Origin of the sequence: Actinacidiphila cocklensis, from assembly GCF_907177275.1 — a bacterium.
Lineage (GTDB): Bacteria > Actinomycetota > Actinomycetes > Streptomycetales > Streptomycetaceae > Actinacidiphila > Actinacidiphila cocklensis.
The window spans coordinates 35,189-51,722 of the sequence record NZ_CAJSLV010000078.1 but is presented as its reverse complement, the minus strand read 5'-3'; the positions used below and the strand labels follow the sequence as shown (position 1 = coordinate 51,722).

Annotated in this window: 16 protein-coding genes; 11 read left to right on the top strand and 5 right to left on the bottom strand. The window is 72.0% G+C overall.

Annotation, left to right across the window (positions count from 1 at the left end; all coding sequences use genetic code 11):
- Positions 1-36: 36 nt before the first annotated feature.
- Positions 37-1,017: an aldo/keto reductase gene (locus NFU81_RS28570; protein ID WP_251495931.1), complete on the bottom strand. Its 981-nt coding sequence runs from the start codon at positions 1,015-1,017 to the stop codon at positions 37-39.
- A 129-nt stretch (positions 1,018-1,146) separates the two neighbouring features.
- Here NFU81_RS28570 and NFU81_RS28565 point away from each other — a divergent pair, with 129 nt between their 5' ends.
- Complete coding sequence (locus NFU81_RS28565) at positions 1,147-2,196, top strand: LLM class F420-dependent oxidoreductase (protein ID WP_251495929.1); 1,050 nt, start codon at positions 1,147-1,149, stop codon at positions 2,194-2,196.
- An 18-nt stretch (positions 2,197-2,214) separates the two neighbouring features.
- Here the strand turns inward: NFU81_RS28565 and NFU81_RS28560 are convergent, their stop codons facing one another.
- The gene (locus tag NFU81_RS28560; protein WP_251495937.1) at positions 2,215-2,826 is read right to left on the bottom strand and encodes a hypothetical protein; all 612 of its coding nucleotides are present in this window, start codon (positions 2,824-2,826) and stop codon (positions 2,215-2,217) included.
- Between the two features lie 225 nt (positions 2,827-3,051).
- Here NFU81_RS28560 and NFU81_RS28555 point away from each other — a divergent pair, with 225 nt between their 5' ends.
- From NFU81_RS28555 to mshC, 4 genes are all read left to right on the top strand, one after another.
- Positions 3,052-3,753 (top strand): histidine phosphatase family protein, encoded by a 702-nt coding sequence (locus NFU81_RS28555; protein WP_251495926.1) that lies wholly within the window; start codon positions 3,052-3,054, stop codon positions 3,751-3,753.
- A gap of 109 nt (positions 3,754-3,862) precedes the next feature.
- Positions 3,863-4,453 (top strand): DUF3090 domain-containing protein, encoded by a 591-nt coding sequence (locus NFU81_RS28550; RefSeq protein ID WP_251495923.1) that lies wholly within the window; start codon positions 3,863-3,865, stop codon positions 4,451-4,453.
- Positions 4,417-5,235 (top strand): SCO1664 family protein, encoded by an 819-nt coding sequence (locus NFU81_RS28545; protein ID WP_251495920.1) that lies wholly within the window; start codon positions 4,417-4,419, stop codon positions 5,233-5,235. The genes NFU81_RS28550 and NFU81_RS28545 overlap by 37 nt, the downstream gene beginning before the upstream one ends.
- A 96-nt stretch (positions 5,236-5,331) precedes the next feature.
- Positions 5,332-6,561, top strand: coding sequence for a cysteine--1-D-myo-inosityl 2-amino-2-deoxy-alpha-D-glucopyranoside ligase (gene mshC, locus NFU81_RS28540; protein WP_251495917.1), 1,230 nt, complete (start codon positions 5,332-5,334; stop codon positions 6,559-6,561).
- 150 nt (positions 6,562-6,711) lie between these two features.
- On the opposite strand, the gene NFU81_RS28535 is transcribed toward mshC, so the two are convergent.
- Complete coding sequence (locus tag NFU81_RS28535) at positions 6,712-6,972, bottom strand: helix-turn-helix domain-containing protein (protein WP_251495914.1); 261 nt, start codon at positions 6,970-6,972, stop codon at positions 6,712-6,714.
- Positions 6,973-7,305: 333 nt separating this feature from the next.
- Here NFU81_RS28535 and NFU81_RS28530 point away from each other — a divergent pair, with 333 nt between their 5' ends.
- Positions 7,306-8,382, top strand: a complete 1,077-nt coding sequence (locus NFU81_RS28530) for an AraC-like ligand-binding domain-containing protein (protein WP_251495911.1) — start codon at positions 7,306-7,308, stop codon at positions 8,380-8,382.
- Here the strand turns inward: NFU81_RS28530 and NFU81_RS28525 are convergent.
- Together NFU81_RS28525 and NFU81_RS28520 are read right to left on the bottom strand one after the other, a co-directional pair.
- Positions 8,379-9,377, bottom strand: coding sequence for a PAC2 family protein (locus tag NFU81_RS28525; RefSeq protein WP_251495908.1), 999 nt, complete (start codon positions 9,375-9,377; stop codon positions 8,379-8,381). The two genes, NFU81_RS28530 and NFU81_RS28525, sit on opposite strands and share 4 nt — an antisense overlap.
- Positions 9,378-9,458: 81 nt before the next feature.
- The gene (locus NFU81_RS28520; RefSeq protein ID WP_308208330.1) at positions 9,459-10,433 is read right to left on the bottom strand and encodes a glycoside hydrolase family 18 protein; all 975 of its coding nucleotides are present in this window, start codon (positions 10,431-10,433) and stop codon (positions 9,459-9,461) included.
- Positions 10,434-10,604: 171 nt separating this feature from the next.
- Between NFU81_RS28520 and NFU81_RS28515 the strand changes: the two genes are divergently transcribed.
- The 5 genes from NFU81_RS28515 to NFU81_RS28495 all read left to right on the top strand — a co-directional run bounded on the left by NFU81_RS28515 (position 10,605) and on the right by NFU81_RS28495 (position 16,453).
- A complete protein-coding gene (locus NFU81_RS28515; RefSeq protein WP_251495900.1) occupies positions 10,605-11,921 on the top strand; it encodes an L-fuconate dehydratase in 1,317 nt (438 codons plus the stop codon).
- A complete protein-coding gene (locus NFU81_RS28510) occupies positions 11,918-12,712 on the top strand; it encodes an SDR family NAD(P)-dependent oxidoreductase (protein WP_251495897.1) in 795 nt (264 codons plus the stop codon). The genes NFU81_RS28515 and NFU81_RS28510 overlap by 4 nt, the downstream gene beginning before the upstream one ends.
- Before the next feature lie 103 nt (positions 12,713-12,815).
- The gene (locus NFU81_RS28505; protein ID WP_251495894.1) at positions 12,816-13,853 is read left to right on the top strand and encodes a sugar ABC transporter substrate-binding protein; all 1,038 of its coding nucleotides are present in this window, start codon (positions 12,816-12,818) and stop codon (positions 13,851-13,853) included.
- Positions 13,854-13,859: 6 nt separating this feature from the next.
- Positions 13,860-15,419, top strand: a complete 1,560-nt coding sequence (locus NFU81_RS28500; RefSeq protein WP_251495891.1) for a sugar ABC transporter ATP-binding protein — start codon at positions 13,860-13,862, stop codon at positions 15,417-15,419.
- A complete protein-coding gene (locus tag NFU81_RS28495; RefSeq protein WP_251495888.1) occupies positions 15,416-16,453 on the top strand; it encodes an ABC transporter permease in 1,038 nt (345 codons plus the stop codon). The genes NFU81_RS28500 and NFU81_RS28495 overlap by 4 nt, the downstream gene beginning before the upstream one ends.
- Positions 16,454-16,534: the final 81 nt, after the last annotated feature.

Here is a 16,534-nt window from a genome sequence, read left to right as displayed (position 1 = left end):
GGTCCTGGCGGCCGGACGCGGGAGGCGGGCTGGCGTTCAGAGCGTGCTCCAGTCGTGGTCCGGGTAGCGGTGCAGTGGCGCCGACACGTCGTCCAGCGCCTGGCAGATCTCATCCGGAAGCGTAAGCGCCTCCACTGACAGCGCCGCCGTGAGCTGCTGCGCGTTGCGCGCGCCGAGCAGCGGTGCGGTCACGCCGGGCCGGTCGCGTACCCAGGCGAGGGCCACGTGCAGCGGGGAGACCGCGAGGCCGTCCGCCGCTATGGTCAGCGCGTCCACGATCAGCGCGGCCGCGTCGTCGAGGTAGGGCGCGACGAAGGGCGCCATGTCCTCGGAGCCGCCCCGGGACTCCTGCGGCGTCCCGCCGCGGTACTTGCCGGTGAGGACGCCGCGGCCCAGCGGCGAGGAGGGCAGCAGCCCCAGCCCGAGGTCCATCGCGGCCGGCAGCACCTCGCGCTCGACGCCGCGCTGGAGCAGCGAGTACTCCATCTGCGTGCTGGCCAGCGCCGTGCGCCCGGCGGCCGCGAGCTGCCAGGTCGCGGCCTTGGCGAGCTGCCAGCCGCAGAAGTTGGACACCCCGACGTAGCGTGCCCGGCCCGAGGCGACGGCGATGTCCAGCGCCTGCAGCGTCTCGTCGAGCGGCGTCCCCGGGTCGAAGGCGTGCACCTGCCACAGGTCGACGTAGTCCGTGCCGAGCCGCTGCAAGGACGCGTCCAGCGCCGCCAGCAGGTGCCCGCGCGAGGTGTCGAACCGCCGGTCGGGGTCGGGCACGCTGCCCGCCTTCGTGGCGATGACCAGGTCGGAGCGCGGCACCAGGTCCTCGATCAGCCGCCCGAGCAGGTACTCGGCGCCGCCGTCCGCGTAGACGTCCGCGGTGTCGACCAGCGAACCCCCCGCGTTCCAGAAGGTCTTGAGCTGGTCGGCGGCGTCGCGTTCGCCGGTGTTGCGGCCCCAGGTGAGCGTGCCGAGCCCGAGCCGGGACACGCGCAACCCGGTGCGGCCGAGGTGCCTATGCTCCATGGGCGCTGAGATTACTGCCCGCACCGGCCGAATGGGCGGCAGTGACGTACCCGACAGGCACCCGTGCCGCCGCCGCGCGCTACAGTCCGGGGGAACACCGACGTTACTGACCAGTACAAGGGGAGCGCGATGAAGCTCGGGATCAACCTCGGCTACTGGGGTGCCGGCATGGACTCGGACAACCTCGCCGTCGCCCAGGAAGCGGACCGGCTCGGCTACTCCGTCTGCTGGGCCGCCGAGGCCTACGGTTCCGACGGCCCCACCGTACTGTCCTGGGTGGCCGCCCAGACCGAGCGGATCGACGTCGGCTCGGCCATCTTCCAGATCCCGGCCCGCACCCCGGCGATGACCGCGATGACCGCCGCGACCCTGGACTCCCTGTCGGGCGGCCGCTTCCGGCTGGGCCTCGGCGTGTCGGGACCGCAGGTCTCCGAGGGCTGGTACGGCGTCAAGTTCGACAAGCCGCTGTCCCGCACCCGCGAGTACGTCGAGATCGTCCGCAAGGCCATGTCCCGCGAGCGGCTGAGCTACGAGGGCGAGCACTGGACGCTGCCGCTGCCCGGCGGCCCCGGCAAGCCGATCAAGCTGACCGTGCACCCGCAGCGCGAGCACATCCCGCTGTACATCGCCGCGATCGGCCCGAAGAACCTGGAGCAGACCGGCGAGATCGCCGACGGCGCCCTGCTGATCTTCCCGTCCGCCGCGCACCTGGAGGACACCGCGCTGCGGCACCTGCGGGCGGGCCGCGAGAAGGCCGGCCTGACCCTCGACGGCTTCGACGTCTGCCCGACCCTGCCGCTCGCGGTCGGCGACGACGTCTCCGCGCTGGCAGACCTCTTCCGCCCGTACACCGCGCTCTACGTCGGCGGCATGGGCAGCCGCAAGCAGAACTTCTACAACCAGCTGGCGCAGCGCATGGGTTACGAGAAGCAGGCCGCCGAGATCCAGGACAAGTACCTGGCGGGCGACAAGGACGGCGCCGCGGCGGCCGTACCGCAGGAACTCATCGACTCCACCTGCCTGCTGGGACCGGTCGCCAGGATCGCCGACCGGATGCGCGCCTACGCGGAGGCCGGTGTCACCACCCTCACCCTCGCCCCGGCCGGCTTCACGCTGGACGAGCGGGTGGCGGGCCTGCGGGCCGGCGTCGAGGCGATGGAACTGGCCGGGCTCGCCTAGTACCCACGAGGGCGCGGGTCAGCTGGGGACGAGCCGGCCCAGCAGTCTGCCGAAGTCGATCAGCCGGGCTATCTGCCCCGCGCCCCCGTCGTCCAGCGACTTGCTGAACCGGAAGGCCTCGGGACGGAACTTCGCCGACGCCACCGGCAGCGGCGAGTCAGGGTCGGCCTGCACCGCGCTCAGCTCGTGCGGCATCGCGGTGGCCAGCACGACGTAGACCCCGCGGTCGATCCGCCGCCCCACCTCGTCGTGCCCGACCAGGGTCCGCATCCCGACGTGCCCGATCGAGTCCAGCGGCAGCACCTGCACGGACGAGTCCAGGACGGTGCCGCCCGGCGCCTTGGCGTCGGCCAGCTCCTCGCTGTGCCACAGGATCAGCCGCCGGCCGTCGCACACCGCGGCCTCCTGCCAGACCGACGCCCCCGCCTCGGTCAGGTCCACCACCCGCTCCAGGGTGAAGCCGCGCACCCGGCGGCGGCCCAGCACTCCCTCGATGGCGTCCAGCGCGACGTCCGAGTGCAGGAAGTACACCTGCGCGGCGTCCTCCAGCCGACCGTACGGAGACCAGTCGGTGCCGGCGGGGCGTGCCCCGCTCGCAGCCGGGCGGCTCCTCGTCGCCTTGCTGAACATCTCCACCCGCTTCGCGATACCGACTACGAAGGCCCCCTCGACCCCTGCTGCACCTTACCCAGGGGGCGGTACGGCGGGACCTATGCCGGGGACAGCGGATCGCAGGAATATCGCGGTGGGCGCCACAGGAATCCAGCGGCCGTGGTGGGGGCTCGGGGGGATCATCCCCGCCACGGCCGTCATCCAGCACAACGGACCCGGCGCGGAAGGGTTACGGTGGCGGACATGCCCACCGCGATCCTTGTCCGGCACGGCCGGTCCACCGCCAACGCCGAGGGAGTGCTGGCCGGCTGGAGCCCCGGCGTCGCCCTCGACGACGCCGGCCGGGCGCAGGCCGCGGCGCTGGCCGCCCGGCTTGCCGCCCTGCCGCTCGCCGCCGTCGTCAGCAGCCCGCTGCAACGCTGCCAGGAGACCGTGCGCCCGCTGCTCGACACGCGCACCGGCCTGCAACTGCACACCGACGACCGGATCGGCGAGTGCCACTACGGCGACTGGACCGGCCGCAAGCTGGCAGAACTGGCCGACGAACCGCTGTGGGCCACCGTGCAGCGGCACCCCTCGGCGGCGGTCTTCCCCGGCGAGGGCGGCGAGTCGCTGCGCGCCATGCAGGCCCGCGCGGTCGACGCGGTCCGCGACTGGAACGCGCGGATCGAGGCCGAGCACGGCGCCGACGCGCTGTACGTGCTGTGCTCGCACGGCGACATCATCAAGTCGCTGGCCGCCGACGCGCTCGGCATGCACCTGGACCTCTTCCAGCGGATCAGCACCGACCCGTGCTCGGTCACCGTCATCCGCTACACCCCGCACCGCCCGTTCCTGCTGCGTCTGGGCGACACCGGCGACCTGTCGGCCCTCGCCCCGCCGCCCGCACCGCCCGAGGGCGCCACCGACGACGCGGTGGTGGGCGGCTCCACGGGCGCCCCGTGATCAGCTTCCGCAGTAGGGTGGTGGCCACACCGCATCGACGGTGACGGCGACACCGCACAGTACGGACACGCGCAGCACAGACACGACAGCCGAGCAAACGGAGCAGGACGTGCCCCGCCAGGTCTTCTTCTACGAGCACCCGGACCGTTTCATTGCCGGGACGGTCGGCCAGCCGGGCCAGCGTACGTTCTTCCTGCAGGCCACCGCGTCCGGCAGGACCACCAGCGTGGCCCTGGAGAAGACCCAGGTGGCCGCGCTGGCCGAGCGGATCGACGAGCTGCTGGACGAGGTGGTCCGGCGCAGCGGCGGCAACGCCCCGGTGCCCGCGGTCGCTCCCACCGAACTGCACGACACCGCACCCCTCGACGTACCGGTCGAGGAGGAGTTCCGGGTCGGCACCATGGCCCTGGCCTGGGACGGCGCCCACGACCGCATGGTCATCGAGGCGCAGGCGCTGGTCGAGCTGTCCGGCGAGGACGAGGACGACCTGGAGGCCGCCGAGGAGGAGATGCTCCAGGACGACGAGAACGGCCCGCCGCTGCTGCGGGTGCTGCTGACCGGCGCCCAGGCCCGCTCCTTCGCCAAGCGCGCCCTCGACGTGGTGTCCGCCGGCCGCCCGCCCTGCCCGCTGTGCAGCCTCCCCCTGGATCCGGAAGGACACGTATGCCCGCGTCAGAACGGGTACCGGAGGTCGGCCTGAGCGCCGCCACGGCGGCGCTGACCGAAGGCGAGCTGACCGTACGCGGCCAGGTGCGCGACGCGTCGAACGCCGTGCTGTACTGCGAGACCGAGCACGACGGCGGCACCCTGGCCTGCGTGTACAAGCCCGTCGCGGGGGAGCGCCCGCTGTGGGACTTCCCCGACGGCACCCTGGCCCAGCGCGAGGTCGCCGCCTACCTGGTCTCGGAGGCCACCGGCTGGGGCCTGGTGCCGCCCACCGTGCTGCGCGACGGGCCGTACGGCGAGGGCATGGTCCAGCTGTGGATCGAGGCCGTGGAGGACGACGGGGCGCTGCTCGCCCTCACCGAGGACGACGAGCCCGCGCCCGGCTGGAAGGCGGTGGTCGAGGCGGAGGTGGCCGAAGGGCGCACCGCGCTGCTGGTGCACGCCGACGACCAGCGGCTGCGCAGGCTCGCGGTGCTGGACGCGGTCATCAACAACGCCGACCGCAAGGGCGGCCACCTGCTGCCCGCCGCCGACGGCCGGATCTACGGCATCGACCACGGGGTGACCTTCCACACGGAGGACAAGCTGCGGACCCTGCTGTGGGGCTGGGCCGGCGAGCCGCTGCCCGCCGAGGCCGTCACCGTGCTGACCGGGCTCGGCGCCGCGCTGGACGGCGAGCTGGGCGAGCGGCTCGGGGCACTGATCACGGCGGCCGAGACCGACGCGGTGCGGGCCAGGGTCGGCCGGCTGCTGGAGACCGGCGTGCACCCGCTGCCCGGCGGGAACTGGCCGTCCATACCGTGGCCGCCGGTCTGACCTCCCACGGCGGCCGCGGGACCGGCGGGAGACCCGCGGGGGCGGACGCGCCGCTCCCGGTCGTTTGACCCGGAGCCACCCGGTTAATCTCATGACATGCATGCCTGGCCAGCTTCCGACGTCCCTGCCCTTCCCGGCACTGGACGCGCACTCCGTCTCCACGACTCCGCGACCGACGGCCTGGTGGCCGTCGAGCCCGGACCGGTCGCCCGCCTCTACGTCTGCGGGATCACTCCCTACGACGCCACCCACCTGGGGCACGCGGCCACCTACAACGCGTTCGACCTCGTCCAGCGCGTGTGGCTCGACACGAAGCACCAGGTCCACTACGTGCAGAACGTGACGGACGTCGACGATCCGCTGCTGGAGCGGGCCGACGCCACCGGCGAGGACTGGACCGCGCTCGCCGAGCGCGAGACCACGCTGTTCCGCGAGGACATGACCGCCCTGCGGATGCTGCCGCCCACCCACTACATCGGCGCCGTCGAGGCCATCCCCGGCATCGTGCCGCTCATCGAACGGCTCAGGGAGGCCGGTGCGGCCTACGAGCTGGACGGCGACACCTACTTCGCCGTCGAGTCCGACCCGAACTTCGGCGGCGTCTCCGGCTACGACACCGCCGCGATGCGGCTGCTGTCCGCCGAGCGCGGCGGCGACCCGGACCGCCCGGGCAAGAAGAACCCGCTCGACCCGATGCTGTGGATGGCGGCCCGCCCCGGCGAGCCGAGCTGGGACGGCGCCTCGCTGGGTGCGGGGCGCCCCGGCTGGCACATCGAGTGCGTCGCCATCGCGCTCGACCACCTCGGCATGGGCTTCGACGTCCAGGGCGGCGGGTCCGACCTGGTCTTCCCGCACCACGAGATGGGCGCCTCGCACGCCCAGGTGCTCACCGGCGAGTTCCCGTACGCCAAGGCGTACGTGCACGCGGGCATGGTGGCGCTGCACGGCGAGAAGATGTCGAAGTCCAAGGGCAACCTGGTCTTCGTCTCCACGCTGCGCCGCGAGGGCGTCGCGCCCGCGGCGATCCGGCTGGCGCTGCTCGCCCACCACTACCGGTCCGACTGGGAGTGGACCGACGGCGTGCTCGACGAGGCGCTGGCCCGGCTGGGCCGCTGGCAGGCCGCGGTGTCGCGCCCCGACGGCCCACCGGCCGAGGCGCTGGTCGAGGAGATCCGCGCCGCCCTCGCCGACGACCTGGACGCCCCGAGCGCCCTGGCGGCGGTGGACCGCTGGGTGGCGGCGCAGCAGGCGGACGGCGGCACCGACACCGGGGCGCCCGGGCTGGTCTCGCGGGCGGTGGACGCCCTGCTCGGCGTGGCGCTCTGAGGCGTCCGGGCACGCCGGAAAGGCGGCCACCGCGAACTCGCGGTGGCCGCCTTTCCGTCCCCCTCCTCGGGTTCGATCCCGGAGGCTAGGTTTCCCCCCCGGCATCCGGAATTCCCCCGCTCCCGAGGAATCTCCCGACCTGCTGGTCGCTCACCTGTGCAGGCCGGTCAGCTCCCTGGCGTGCGCCGTGCCGGCGACGTCCTGGTTGGCCAGTAAATTGAGTTCCGCCACCTTCAGCCCGAGCGCGAATCGCCCGGAAACGCCGAGACTGTCCATCATGTGGCAGATGCGCCGCTGGATCGTCCGATGCCCACGTGACAGCCGTCTTCCAATCGTCGCGTCGGAAAGCCCGTCGCGCATGAGAGCAAGAATTCGGAAATCCACGTCGTCCATGCGTTCGTCGATTGCCATAATCCCCCCCCGGGGAAAACGTTCCAAAGGAATGAACCGTCTTATGGTAACTCGCAGCGGCGGCCGTGCGACAGCGTGAATGGGCGAACGATGTGAAACCCGGGCACGTACGGTCCCGAGTGGGGTGTAATCGTCACATCTGCTCCTTGCTGCCCGAACTGTGGTGCGGAACGACCGCTGCCGGCCGACCCCTTGAGAGTGGCAGGCCTTTGTACAGTGGCTTTGGCACCGAGTGCACAGGAACTTGACGATCCGTGGCGGGAGCGGGAGGACCGGCCGCAGGGGGAGCGCCCGGGACGCCGGGCGACCGGAGCGGACGACCGGAGGCGAAGGTTGATCAGGACGATATTCCGCAGCGACGATCTTCCGCGTGAGGAGCGGCTGGCCCGCTTCGACGAACTCCAGGGCAAGAGCGTCTACCCGATGCGGGTGCGCAGCGACGACGCCATGGAATTCCGGGCCACGGCGCGGGAGCTGGAGCTGCGGTCGGTCAACGTGCTCGAGCTGACCTGCTCGCCCGCCGAGGTGTGGCGCACCTCGAAGCTGATCCGCGCGTCCGACCCCGGCCTGTACTCGGTGGTCTTCTCCAGCGGCGGCGGCATCGGGCTGTCGCAGCTCGGCCGCGAGGCGGTGCTCGGTGAGGGCGACTTCGCCGTCTACGACAGCTCACAGCCCTTCGACCTGCGGATCACCGCGGGCCAGGGAGCCACCACGACGCTGACCCGCATCCATGTGCCGCGCTCCCTGCTGGTGTTGCCGCAGAACAAGGTCGACGAGATCCTCGCCGTCCCGCTGCCGTCCCGGCAGGGGCTCGGGGCGCTGCTCACGCAGTTCTTCACCACGCTGATCGCCGACACCTCGCCCTACGGGCCGTCCGACATCCCGCGGCTGGGCAACGTGGCGGTCGAGCTGCTGACCTCGACGCTGGCCCACCACGTCGACGCCGCGGGCCGGACGGCGCCGGAGTCGCAGGGAGGGCTGCTCCACCTGCGGGTGCAGGCGTTCATCCGGCAGCACCTGCACGACCCGCAGCTGACGCCCGGCGTCATCGCCGCCGCGCACCACATCTCGGTCAGCTATCTGCACCGGCTCTTCCAGGCGCAGGAGACCACCGTCTCGGCGTGGATACGCGGCCAGCGCCTCGAACAGGCCCGCCGCGAGCTGGGCCAGCCCGCGCTGCGGACCGTCCCCGTCCACCGGATAGCGGCGCGCTGGGGCTTCAACGACCACGCCACCTTCACCCGCGCCTTCCGGGCCGCCTACGACATCCCGCCCAAGGACTACCGGCACCACGCACTGGGGCCGAAGCAGCCCCAGGGGCCGGACGGGCACGGGCGCCCCCCAGGGGGCGCCCCAGGCGCGCTCCAGGAGGCGCCGTCGGCCGGACGGGACCTTGCGGACCCGCCCTAGGAGGCGCCGTCGTCAGCGCCGCCGTGCTCGGTGCCGTCCTCGCCGCCCTCCGCGCCGCCGTCGGCGGAGTCCTTCTCCTCGGAGCGCGGCTGCCTGCCGAGGTCGCGGAAGTGCGGTACGCCGTCGCCGCCGCCGCTCGCGTAACCGCCCGCCTGGGGGTCGCGGCGCCGCAGGTAGCGCTCGAACTCCTTCGCGATCGCCTCGCCCGACGCCTCCGGCAGCTCCGCGGTGTCCCGCGCCTCCTCCAGCGTCTGGACGTACTCGGCGACCTCGCTGTCCTCGGCGGCCAGCTGGTCCACGCCGACCTGCCAGGCCCTGGCGTCCTCGGGCAGCTCGCCCTGCGGGATGCGCAGGTCGAGCAGGTCCTCCAGCCGGTTGAGCAGGGCCAGGGTGGCCTTGGGGTTGGGCGGCTGCGACACGTAGTGCGGCACCGCGGCCCACAGGCTGACCGCCGGGATGCCGGCGTGGGTGCAGGCCTCCTGGAGGATGCCGACGATGCCGGTGGGTCCCTCGTAGCGGGACTCGTCCAGGTTGAGGGCGGTGGCCAGGTCCGGGTCCGAGGTGACACCGGTGACCGGGACCGGGCGGGTGTGCGGGGTGTCGCCGAGCAGCGCGCCGAGCACCACCACCATCTCGACGCCCAGTTCGTGCGCGAAGCCCAGGATCTCGTTGCAGAACGACCGCCAGCGCATGCTGGGTTCGATACCGCGGACCAGCACCAGGTCGCGGGGCTTGGGCGTCTGGACCCTGACCACGGACAGCCGCGTGGTGGGCCAGGTGATCTTGCGGACCCCGTCCTCCATCCACACCGTGGGCCGGTTGACCTGGAAGTCGTAGTAGTCCTCCGCGTCGAGCGCGGCGAAGACCTCGCCCTTGAACTCCCGGTCCATGTGCCCGACCGCGGTGGAGGCTGCGTCCCCGGCGTCGTTCCAGCCCTCGAACGCGGCGACCATGACCGGATCGATCAGCTCGGGTACCCCCTCAAGCTCGATCACCCGGCGCCTCCTTCCGGCCGGCGGGGGCGTGCCGTCCCCTGACCGGCTGCTGCTGTGCTGCTTACTGCGTGCGCCACCAGCCTACGTGCCCCAACCGTCACGGAAGGCGGTCCAGTCGCTCTCGGTGGCGTGGAAGTCCACATAGAGCGCCATACCGAAGCTCTGCCGGTTCCGGTCGTGCCGGGCCAGCGAGACCCGCACGCCGCGGATGGCGGCGGCCACCGTCTCCGCGTAGCCGTGGTGGCCCATGTCCTCGGTGTGGTAGCCGGGCAGCCCCATGAGCAGGTCGGTGCCCGCGGGCGTCGCCTCCAGGGCCAGCGCGGTCTGCTGGGCGACGTAGCCGCCGAAGAGGGACGAGGTCGGCATCGAGGTGTCGTACGCCATCACCGCGATCTGGTCGCAGCGCTCGGCGACCTGCGCGAAGTACCCCTGCGACCACCACTTGGGGTGGCTGAAGGGCAGGTGCGACACGGAGTGCAGGCCGGGAAGGGGGTCGATCTGCGGTACGGCGACGGACAGCGGCACACCGCGGACCGCGGTCAGCGTGTGCACCGAGTCCAGCACCGCCAGAAAGCCGCTGTCGCCCTCCGCGACGGGTTCCAGGTCCAGGTGCACGCCCTGGAAGCCGGCGTCCAGTATCCGGTCGGCGGAGGCCCGGACACGGTCGCGCACCGCCGGGTCCGACAGGTGCAGGCCCGGCTTGCCGGCGTGCGCGATGGTGTCGCCGAGCCAGGCCTGCACCCGCACCCCAGGAAGTACCTGGTGCATGGCGGCGATCATCCGCGCGGCGCCCGGGTAGAGGGCCGGGTCGAGGCTGCCGTCGTGCTCCAGCGGGCCGGCGTGCACGTACAGGTCGTGCACGCCGGTGCCGGCCAGGTGCGCCCGCAACTGCTCCAGGTCGGCGGGGGTGCGGCGACCGTCCACCCAGGCGTGGCCGAGCCAGACCGCGTCACGTCCGCGGCTGTGCCCCGCCGCGGCGGGATCGCCCCGGTATTCGAGCCGCAGCGCCGTCGCGGCGGCCAGTACGGCGAGCACCGCCACTACCGCCACAGCCATCGCCGCACGTCGCAGCCATGTCAGCCACCTCAGGCCCGACACGGAAGCGAGCCGTCGAGACATCCGATCTGTTACCAACAACTTCCCGCTTCCCCCTGGACGAGCACCCTCACTCGCCGCTATACATCGGATCATCAAGAAAAGATCCGATGTCTCGCGACGGGAGTGTGCATGAGTCCGACCATTACCGAGGTCGACGTGTACGACATCCGCTTTCCGACCTCGGAGCAGCTCGACGGCTCGGACGCCATGAACCCCGACCCCGACTACTCCGCCGCCTACGTCGTGCTCCGTACCGATTCCCCGGACGGCCTGGCGGGGTACGGTCTGTGCTTCACGATCGGCCGCGGCAACGACGTCGTCGCCGCGGCGATCAGCACCCTGCGACCCTATGTCGTCGGCCGCCCGGTGGACAGTGTCACCGGCGACCTCGGCGCCTTCTACCGGCTGCTCACCCATGACTCCCAACTCCGCTGGCTCGGCCCGGAGAAGGGCGTGATGCACATGGCGGCGGGCGCGGTCGTCAACGCCGCCTGGGACCTCGCTGCCCGAGAGGCCGGCAAGCCCGTGTGGGACCTGCTGGCGTCCATGAGCCCGGACCAGCTCGTCGACCTCGTCGACTTCCGCTACCTCAGCGACGCCCTGACCCGCGACGAGGCGCTGGACATCCTGCGCCGCGCGGAGCCGGGCCGCGCGGCCCGCGCCGAGGAGCTGCGCCGGGACGGCTACCCCGCCTACACCACGGAACCCGGCTGGCTCGGCTACTCCGACGAGAAGCTGACCCGGCTGGCCAAGGAGGCGATCGCCGCCGGTTTCCAGCAGATCAAGCTCAAGGTCGGCGCCGACCTGGGGGACGACATCCGCAGGATGCGGCTGGCCCGCGCCGCGGTCGGCCCCGACATCCGCATCGCGGTGGACGCCAACCAGCGCTGGGACGTGGCCGAGGCCGTGGAGTGGATGCAGGCGCTCGCCCCGTACGACCCGTACTGGATCGAGGAGCCCACCAGCCCCGACGACGTGCTCGCGCACGCCGCGGTCCGCGCCGGGCAGCCGATCAAGGTCGCCACCGGCGAACACGTCGCGAACCGGGTCGTCTTCAAGCAGCTGCTGCAGGCCGGCGCGGTGGACTTCGTGCAGATCGACGCCGCGCGCGTCGCGGGCGTCAACGAGAACATCGCCATCCTGCTGCTGGCCGCCAAGTTCGGCGTCCCGGTCTGCCCGCACGCCGGCGGGGTCGGGCTGTGCGAACTGGTCCAGCACCTGGCGATGTTCGACTACGTCGCCGTCTCCGGCAGCCTCGACGACCGGGTGATCGAGTACGTGCCGCACCTCCACGAGCACTTCACCGACCCGGTCGTCATGGAGAACGGGCGTTACCAGGCCCCCTCCGCCCCCGGATTCTCCGCCCGTATGGTGCCGGAAACACTGGCCGCCTACCGCTTCCCCGACGGCCCGGTATGGCAGGAGCGACAGGAGATGACCCGATGACCGGCTCGACCACCCCCGCACCCCCGCGGGACTTCGCCGGCCTGACCGCCCTGGTCACCGGCGGCGCCTCCGGGATCGGCGCCGCCACCGCGGCCCTGCTCACCGCCCGCGGCGCCCGGGTCGCCGTGCTGGACCGCGACCCCGCGGGCGCCCCCGAGGGCACCTTCCCGGTCGCCGCGGACGTCACCTCGGACAGCCAGGTGCGCGCCGCGGTCGACGAGGCGGTCCGCGAACTCGGCGCGCTGCACATCCTGGTGAGCAACGCCGGTATCGGCTCCATCGGCACCGTCGAGGACAACCCGGACGAGGAGTGGACCAGGGTCCTGGACGTCAACGTCCTGGGCATGGTCCGCGCCGCCCGCGCCGCGCTGCCCCACCTGCGCGCGGCCGCCGCGGAACGGCCCGGCTGCGCCTCGATCACCCACACCTGCTCCATCGCCGCCACCGCAGGGCTGCCACAGCGTGCCCTGTACAGCGCGAGCAAGGGCGCGGTCCTCTCGCTGACCCTGGCGATGGCCGCCGACCACGTGCGCGAGGGCGTACGGGTCAACTGCGTCAATCCCGGGACCGCCGACACCCCGTGGATCGGCCGGCTGCTCGACCAGGCCGAGGACCCGGCCGCCGAGCGCGCGGCACTCGACGCCCGCCAGCCGCTCGGCCGGCTGGTGTCGGCCGACGAGGTCGCGGCCGCCATCGCCTACCTGGCGAGCCCGGCGGCGGCGAGCGTCACCGGCACCGCGCTCGCCGTGGACGGCGGAATGCAGGGCCTGCGCCTGCGTCCGGCCACCTGAACGACACCGCACCACCGGGACTACCCGCAGCACCACCCCGCACCAGCACCGCATCACCCTCGTACCACTCAGAGCCGACACTCTCGAAGGGCAGAACTCGACGATGAGACTGCGCAAGACGACCGTCGCCGCGATCGCGAGCCTCCTCGCGGTCACCGCGCTCGCCGGATGCAACAGAGGCAGCGACGACAAGGCCGGCACCTCCGGCAAGGTGGGTATCGACCTGCCCCGCTCCGACAGCGACTTCTGGAACTCCTACAACAACTACATCGAGAAGGGCGTCAAGGCGGGCGAGGTCTCCGCGCTGCCCCGCACCAACTCGCAGAACGACATCGGCAAGCTGGTCGCCAACGTGCAGACGTTCACCGACCAGGGCGCCAAGGCGATCGTGATGGCACCGCAGGACACCGGCGCCATCGCGTCCACCCTGGACAAGCTGGCCGGCAAGAACATCCCCGTCATCAGCGTCGACACCCGCCCCGACAAGGGCAAGGTCTACATGGTGGTGCGCGCCGACAACAAGGCGTACGGCGCCAACGCCTGCGATTACCTGGGCAAGCAGCTCGGTGGCAAGGGCAAGGTCGTCGAGTTCGAGGGCGCCCTGGACTCCATCAACGGCCGCGACCGCTCCGAGGCGTTCGCGGACTGCATGAAGACCAAGTACCCCGCCATCAAGGTCATCGCGCTGGCCACCGACTGGAAGGGCGACGTGGCCTCCGCCAAGCTGCAGACCACGCTGGCCTCCGACCCGGACATCAACGGCATCTACATGCAGGCCGGCGGCGTCTTCCTGCAGCCGACCCTCGCGCTGCTGGAGCAGAAGCACCTGCTCAAGCCGCCGGGCACCCCGGGCCACATCACGATCATCTCCAACGACGGCATCCCGGACGAGTTCAAGGCGATCAAGGCGGGCCAGATCGACGCCACGATCTCCCAGCCGGCCGACCTCTACGCCAAGTACGCGCTGTACTACGCCAAGGCCGCACTCGCCGGACAGACCTTCAAGCCCGGTCCCACCGACCACAACTCCACGATCGTCAGCATCCCGAACGGCCTGGAGGACCAGCTGCCGGCACCGCTGGTGACCAAGGACAACGTGGACGACCCCACCCTGTGGGCCAACCAGCTCGGAAAGAGCTGAGCGCACATGAGCAACGGTCAGGCCTCAACCCCTCCTCCCGCGGTGCACGCCGAGGGCGTCGTCAAGCGCTTCGGTCCCACCGTCGCGCTGGACCAGGTGGGCATCACCGTGGCGGTCGGCGACTCGCACGCGCTGGTCGGCCGCAACGGCGCGGGCAAGTCCACCCTGGTGTCGGTGCTGACCGGGCTGCACGCACCCGACGCGGGCCGGGTCGCCTTCCTCGGCGAACCCGCGCCCGCTCCGGGTGACACCGCCGCCTGGCAGGCCAGGGTCGCCTGCGTCTACCAGAAGTCCATGGTCGTACCGGAGCTGACGGTCGCGGAGAACCTGTTCCTCAACAGGTTCGAGCGGGGCCGCATCCGCTGGTCCAAGCTGCGGGCCGACGCCCGCGACCTGCTCGCCGAATACGGCGTCGACGTCGACCCCGCCACCAGGGCCGCCGACCTCACCGTGGAGCAGGGCCAGTTCGTGGAGATCGCCAGGGCGCTCTCCTTCGGCGCCCGGTTCATCATCCTGGACGAGCCCACCGCGCAGCTCGACGCGGCCGGCATCGAGCGGCTGTTCACCAAGCTGCGCGAACTGCAGCAGCAGGGCGTCGCGTTCCTGTTCATCTCGCACCACCTGCAGGAGGTCTACGACCTCTGCAGCACCGTCACCGTCTACCGCGACGCCCGCCACATCCTCACCGCGCCCGTCGCGGACCTGGGCAAGGCGGACCTCGTGGCGGCCATGACGGGCGAGGCGGCGCAGACCGCGACGACCTGGCACGCCAAGGCGGCACCCGCGCAGAAGCCGTCGGGCACGCCGGCGGGCGACACCGTGCTGCGGGCCGAGGGGCTCGCCCTGGACGGCGCCTTCCAGCCGATCGACTTCGCGGTGCGCGCCGGCGAGGTCCTCGGCCTCGCGGGCGCCACCGCCAGCGGCAACACCGCGCTCGGCGAGACGCTGGTGGGGCTGCGCAAGGCCACCGGCGGCAGCGCGTCGGTCGACGGGCGGGACGTACGCCCCGGCAGCGTGCCGCACGCGCTGAACGCAGGGATCGGCTACGTCCCCGAGGACCGGCACCGGCAGGGCCTGGTGCTGGGCCGCAGCGTGGCGGAGAACGCCACGCTCACCGTGACCGACCAGCTCGGTCCCTACGGCACCGTGCTGCCGTCGCGGACCCGTACGTTCGCCCAGCGGATGATCGACTCGCTGGACATCAAGACCTCAGGACCCGCCCAGCCGGTCTCCGACCTGTCGGGCGGCAACCAGCAGAAGGTCGTCATCGCGCGGGCGCTGGCCCGCGACCCGCGGGTGCTGGTGGCCATCCGGCCCACCGCGGGCGTCGACGTGAAGTCCAAGGACGCGCTGCTCGGCGTGGTCCGCGGGGTCGCCGACCGGGGCGACGCGGCCGTCATCGTCTCCGACGAACTCGACGACCTGCGGGTCTGCGACCGGGTGATCGCGCTCTTCCACGGACGGGTGATCGCCGAGTTCGGCAGCGGATGGACCGACCGGGACCTGGTCTCGGCGATGGAGGGGCTGCCCGCGGACGCGGGCGGCGGCAAGGGAGCCGAGGAATGAGTGAGACCACCCAGTTGAGCGCCGACCTGGCCGTATCCGGCAAACCGCGAGCCGCGGCACCGCGCTTCCAGCTCGCCCGCTACCGCGACCTGTCGCTGATCCCGGTGATCTTCGTGCTGGGCGTCATCGGCTTCATCGTGTCGCCGGTGTTCCTGACCTCGGACAACCTGATCGGCGTGCTCCAGCAGAGCAGCGAGCTGAGCCTGCTGGTGCTCGCCGAGGCGATGATCCTGATATGCGGCCGGATGGACCTGTCGCTGGAGTCCACCATCGGTGTCGCGCCGGTCATCGCGATGTGGCTGGTGCTGCCCAGCAGCGGCCCCGCCACCTTCCACGGCATCGGCCTGTTCCCGACCTGGTCCTCGATCCCGGTCTGCCTGCTGGTCGGCCTGGTCATCGGCGCGATCAACGGCTTCCTGATCCTCAAGCTGCGCGTCAACGGCTTCATCGCGACGCTGGGCATGCTGACCATGCTGCGCGGCCTGCAGGACGGTGTCGCGCAGGGCAAGTCGATCGTCGCGGTCCCGGCGTCCTTCTCCTACCTGGGCAAGACCGAGTGGATGGGGGCGCCCGCCGCGGTGTGGATCTGCCTGCTGCTCTTCGCCGCCGGCGGCCTGGCCCTGGGCTACCTGCGGCACGGGCGGGCGCTGTACGCGATCGGCGGCAACACCGAGGCGGCCAGGGCGGCCGGCATCAGGGTGGACCGGATCACCTGGATCGTGCTGGCGCTCGGCGGCCTGATCGCCGCCTTCGCCGGTGTCCTCTACGCCGGCCACTACGGCGCCATCTCCGCCACCCAGGGCGACGGCTGGATCTTCCAGGTCTTCGCCGCCACCGTCATCGGCGGGGTCAGCCTCAACGGCGGCCGCGGTACCCTCTTCGGCGCCCTGACCGGTGTCGTCAGCCTCCAACTGGTCGTCAACGTCACGACGCTGGGCGGTGTGCCGCCGCTGTGGGACAAGTTCCTCTACGGTGCCATCATCATCGTCGCCCTGATCATCTCCCGCTTCGCCAGCGGCGAGAAGCAGGACTGACCGAGCCCCGACCCGTATCCACCCCCGATCCCCGTCCGACCCGATCCGGTCCGACCGCAGGCGCAGCCGGCCCAGCGAAGC

What these genes read in the sequence shown, in the direction of transcription:
- NFU81_RS28510 (WP_251495897.1), top strand. Translation starts at nt 11,918, where the DNA reads ATGACCGGCTCGACCACCCCCGCACCCCCGCGGGACTTCGCCGGCCTG.
- NFU81_RS28555 (WP_251495926.1), top strand. Translation starts at nt 3,052, where the DNA reads ATGCCCACCGCGATCCTTGTCCGGCACGGCCGGTCCACCGCCAACGCC.
- NFU81_RS28520 (WP_308208330.1), bottom strand. Translation starts at nt 10,433, where the DNA reads ATGGCTGTGGCGGTAGTGGCGGTGCTCGCCGTACTGGCCGCCGCGACG.
- NFU81_RS28570 (WP_251495931.1), bottom strand. Translation starts at nt 1,017, where the DNA reads ATGGAGCATAGGCACCTCGGCCGCACCGGGTTGCGCGTGTCCCGGCTC.
- NFU81_RS28545 (WP_251495920.1), top strand. Translation starts at nt 4,417, where the DNA reads ATGCCCGCGTCAGAACGGGTACCGGAGGTCGGCCTGAGCGCCGCCACG.
- NFU81_RS28560 (WP_251495937.1), bottom strand. Translation starts at nt 2,826, where the DNA reads ATGTTCAGCAAGGCGACGAGGAGCCGCCCGGCTGCGAGCGGGGCACGC.
- NFU81_RS28535 (WP_251495914.1), bottom strand. Translation starts at nt 6,972, where the DNA reads ATGGCAATCGACGAACGCATGGACGACGTGGATTTCCGAATTCTTGCT.
- NFU81_RS28565 (WP_251495929.1), top strand. Translation starts at nt 1,147, where the DNA reads ATGAAGCTCGGGATCAACCTCGGCTACTGGGGTGCCGGCATGGACTCG.
- NFU81_RS28500 (WP_251495891.1), top strand. Translation starts at nt 13,860, where the DNA reads ATGAGCAACGGTCAGGCCTCAACCCCTCCTCCCGCGGTGCACGCCGAG.
- NFU81_RS28495 (WP_251495888.1), top strand. Translation starts at nt 15,416, where the DNA reads ATGAGTGAGACCACCCAGTTGAGCGCCGACCTGGCCGTATCCGGCAAA.
- NFU81_RS28505 (WP_251495894.1), top strand. Translation starts at nt 12,816, where the DNA reads ATGAGACTGCGCAAGACGACCGTCGCCGCGATCGCGAGCCTCCTCGCG.
- NFU81_RS28515 (WP_251495900.1), top strand. Translation starts at nt 10,605, where the DNA reads ATGAGTCCGACCATTACCGAGGTCGACGTGTACGACATCCGCTTTCCG.
- mshC (WP_251495917.1), top strand. Translation starts at nt 5,332, where the DNA reads ATGCATGCCTGGCCAGCTTCCGACGTCCCTGCCCTTCCCGGCACTGGA.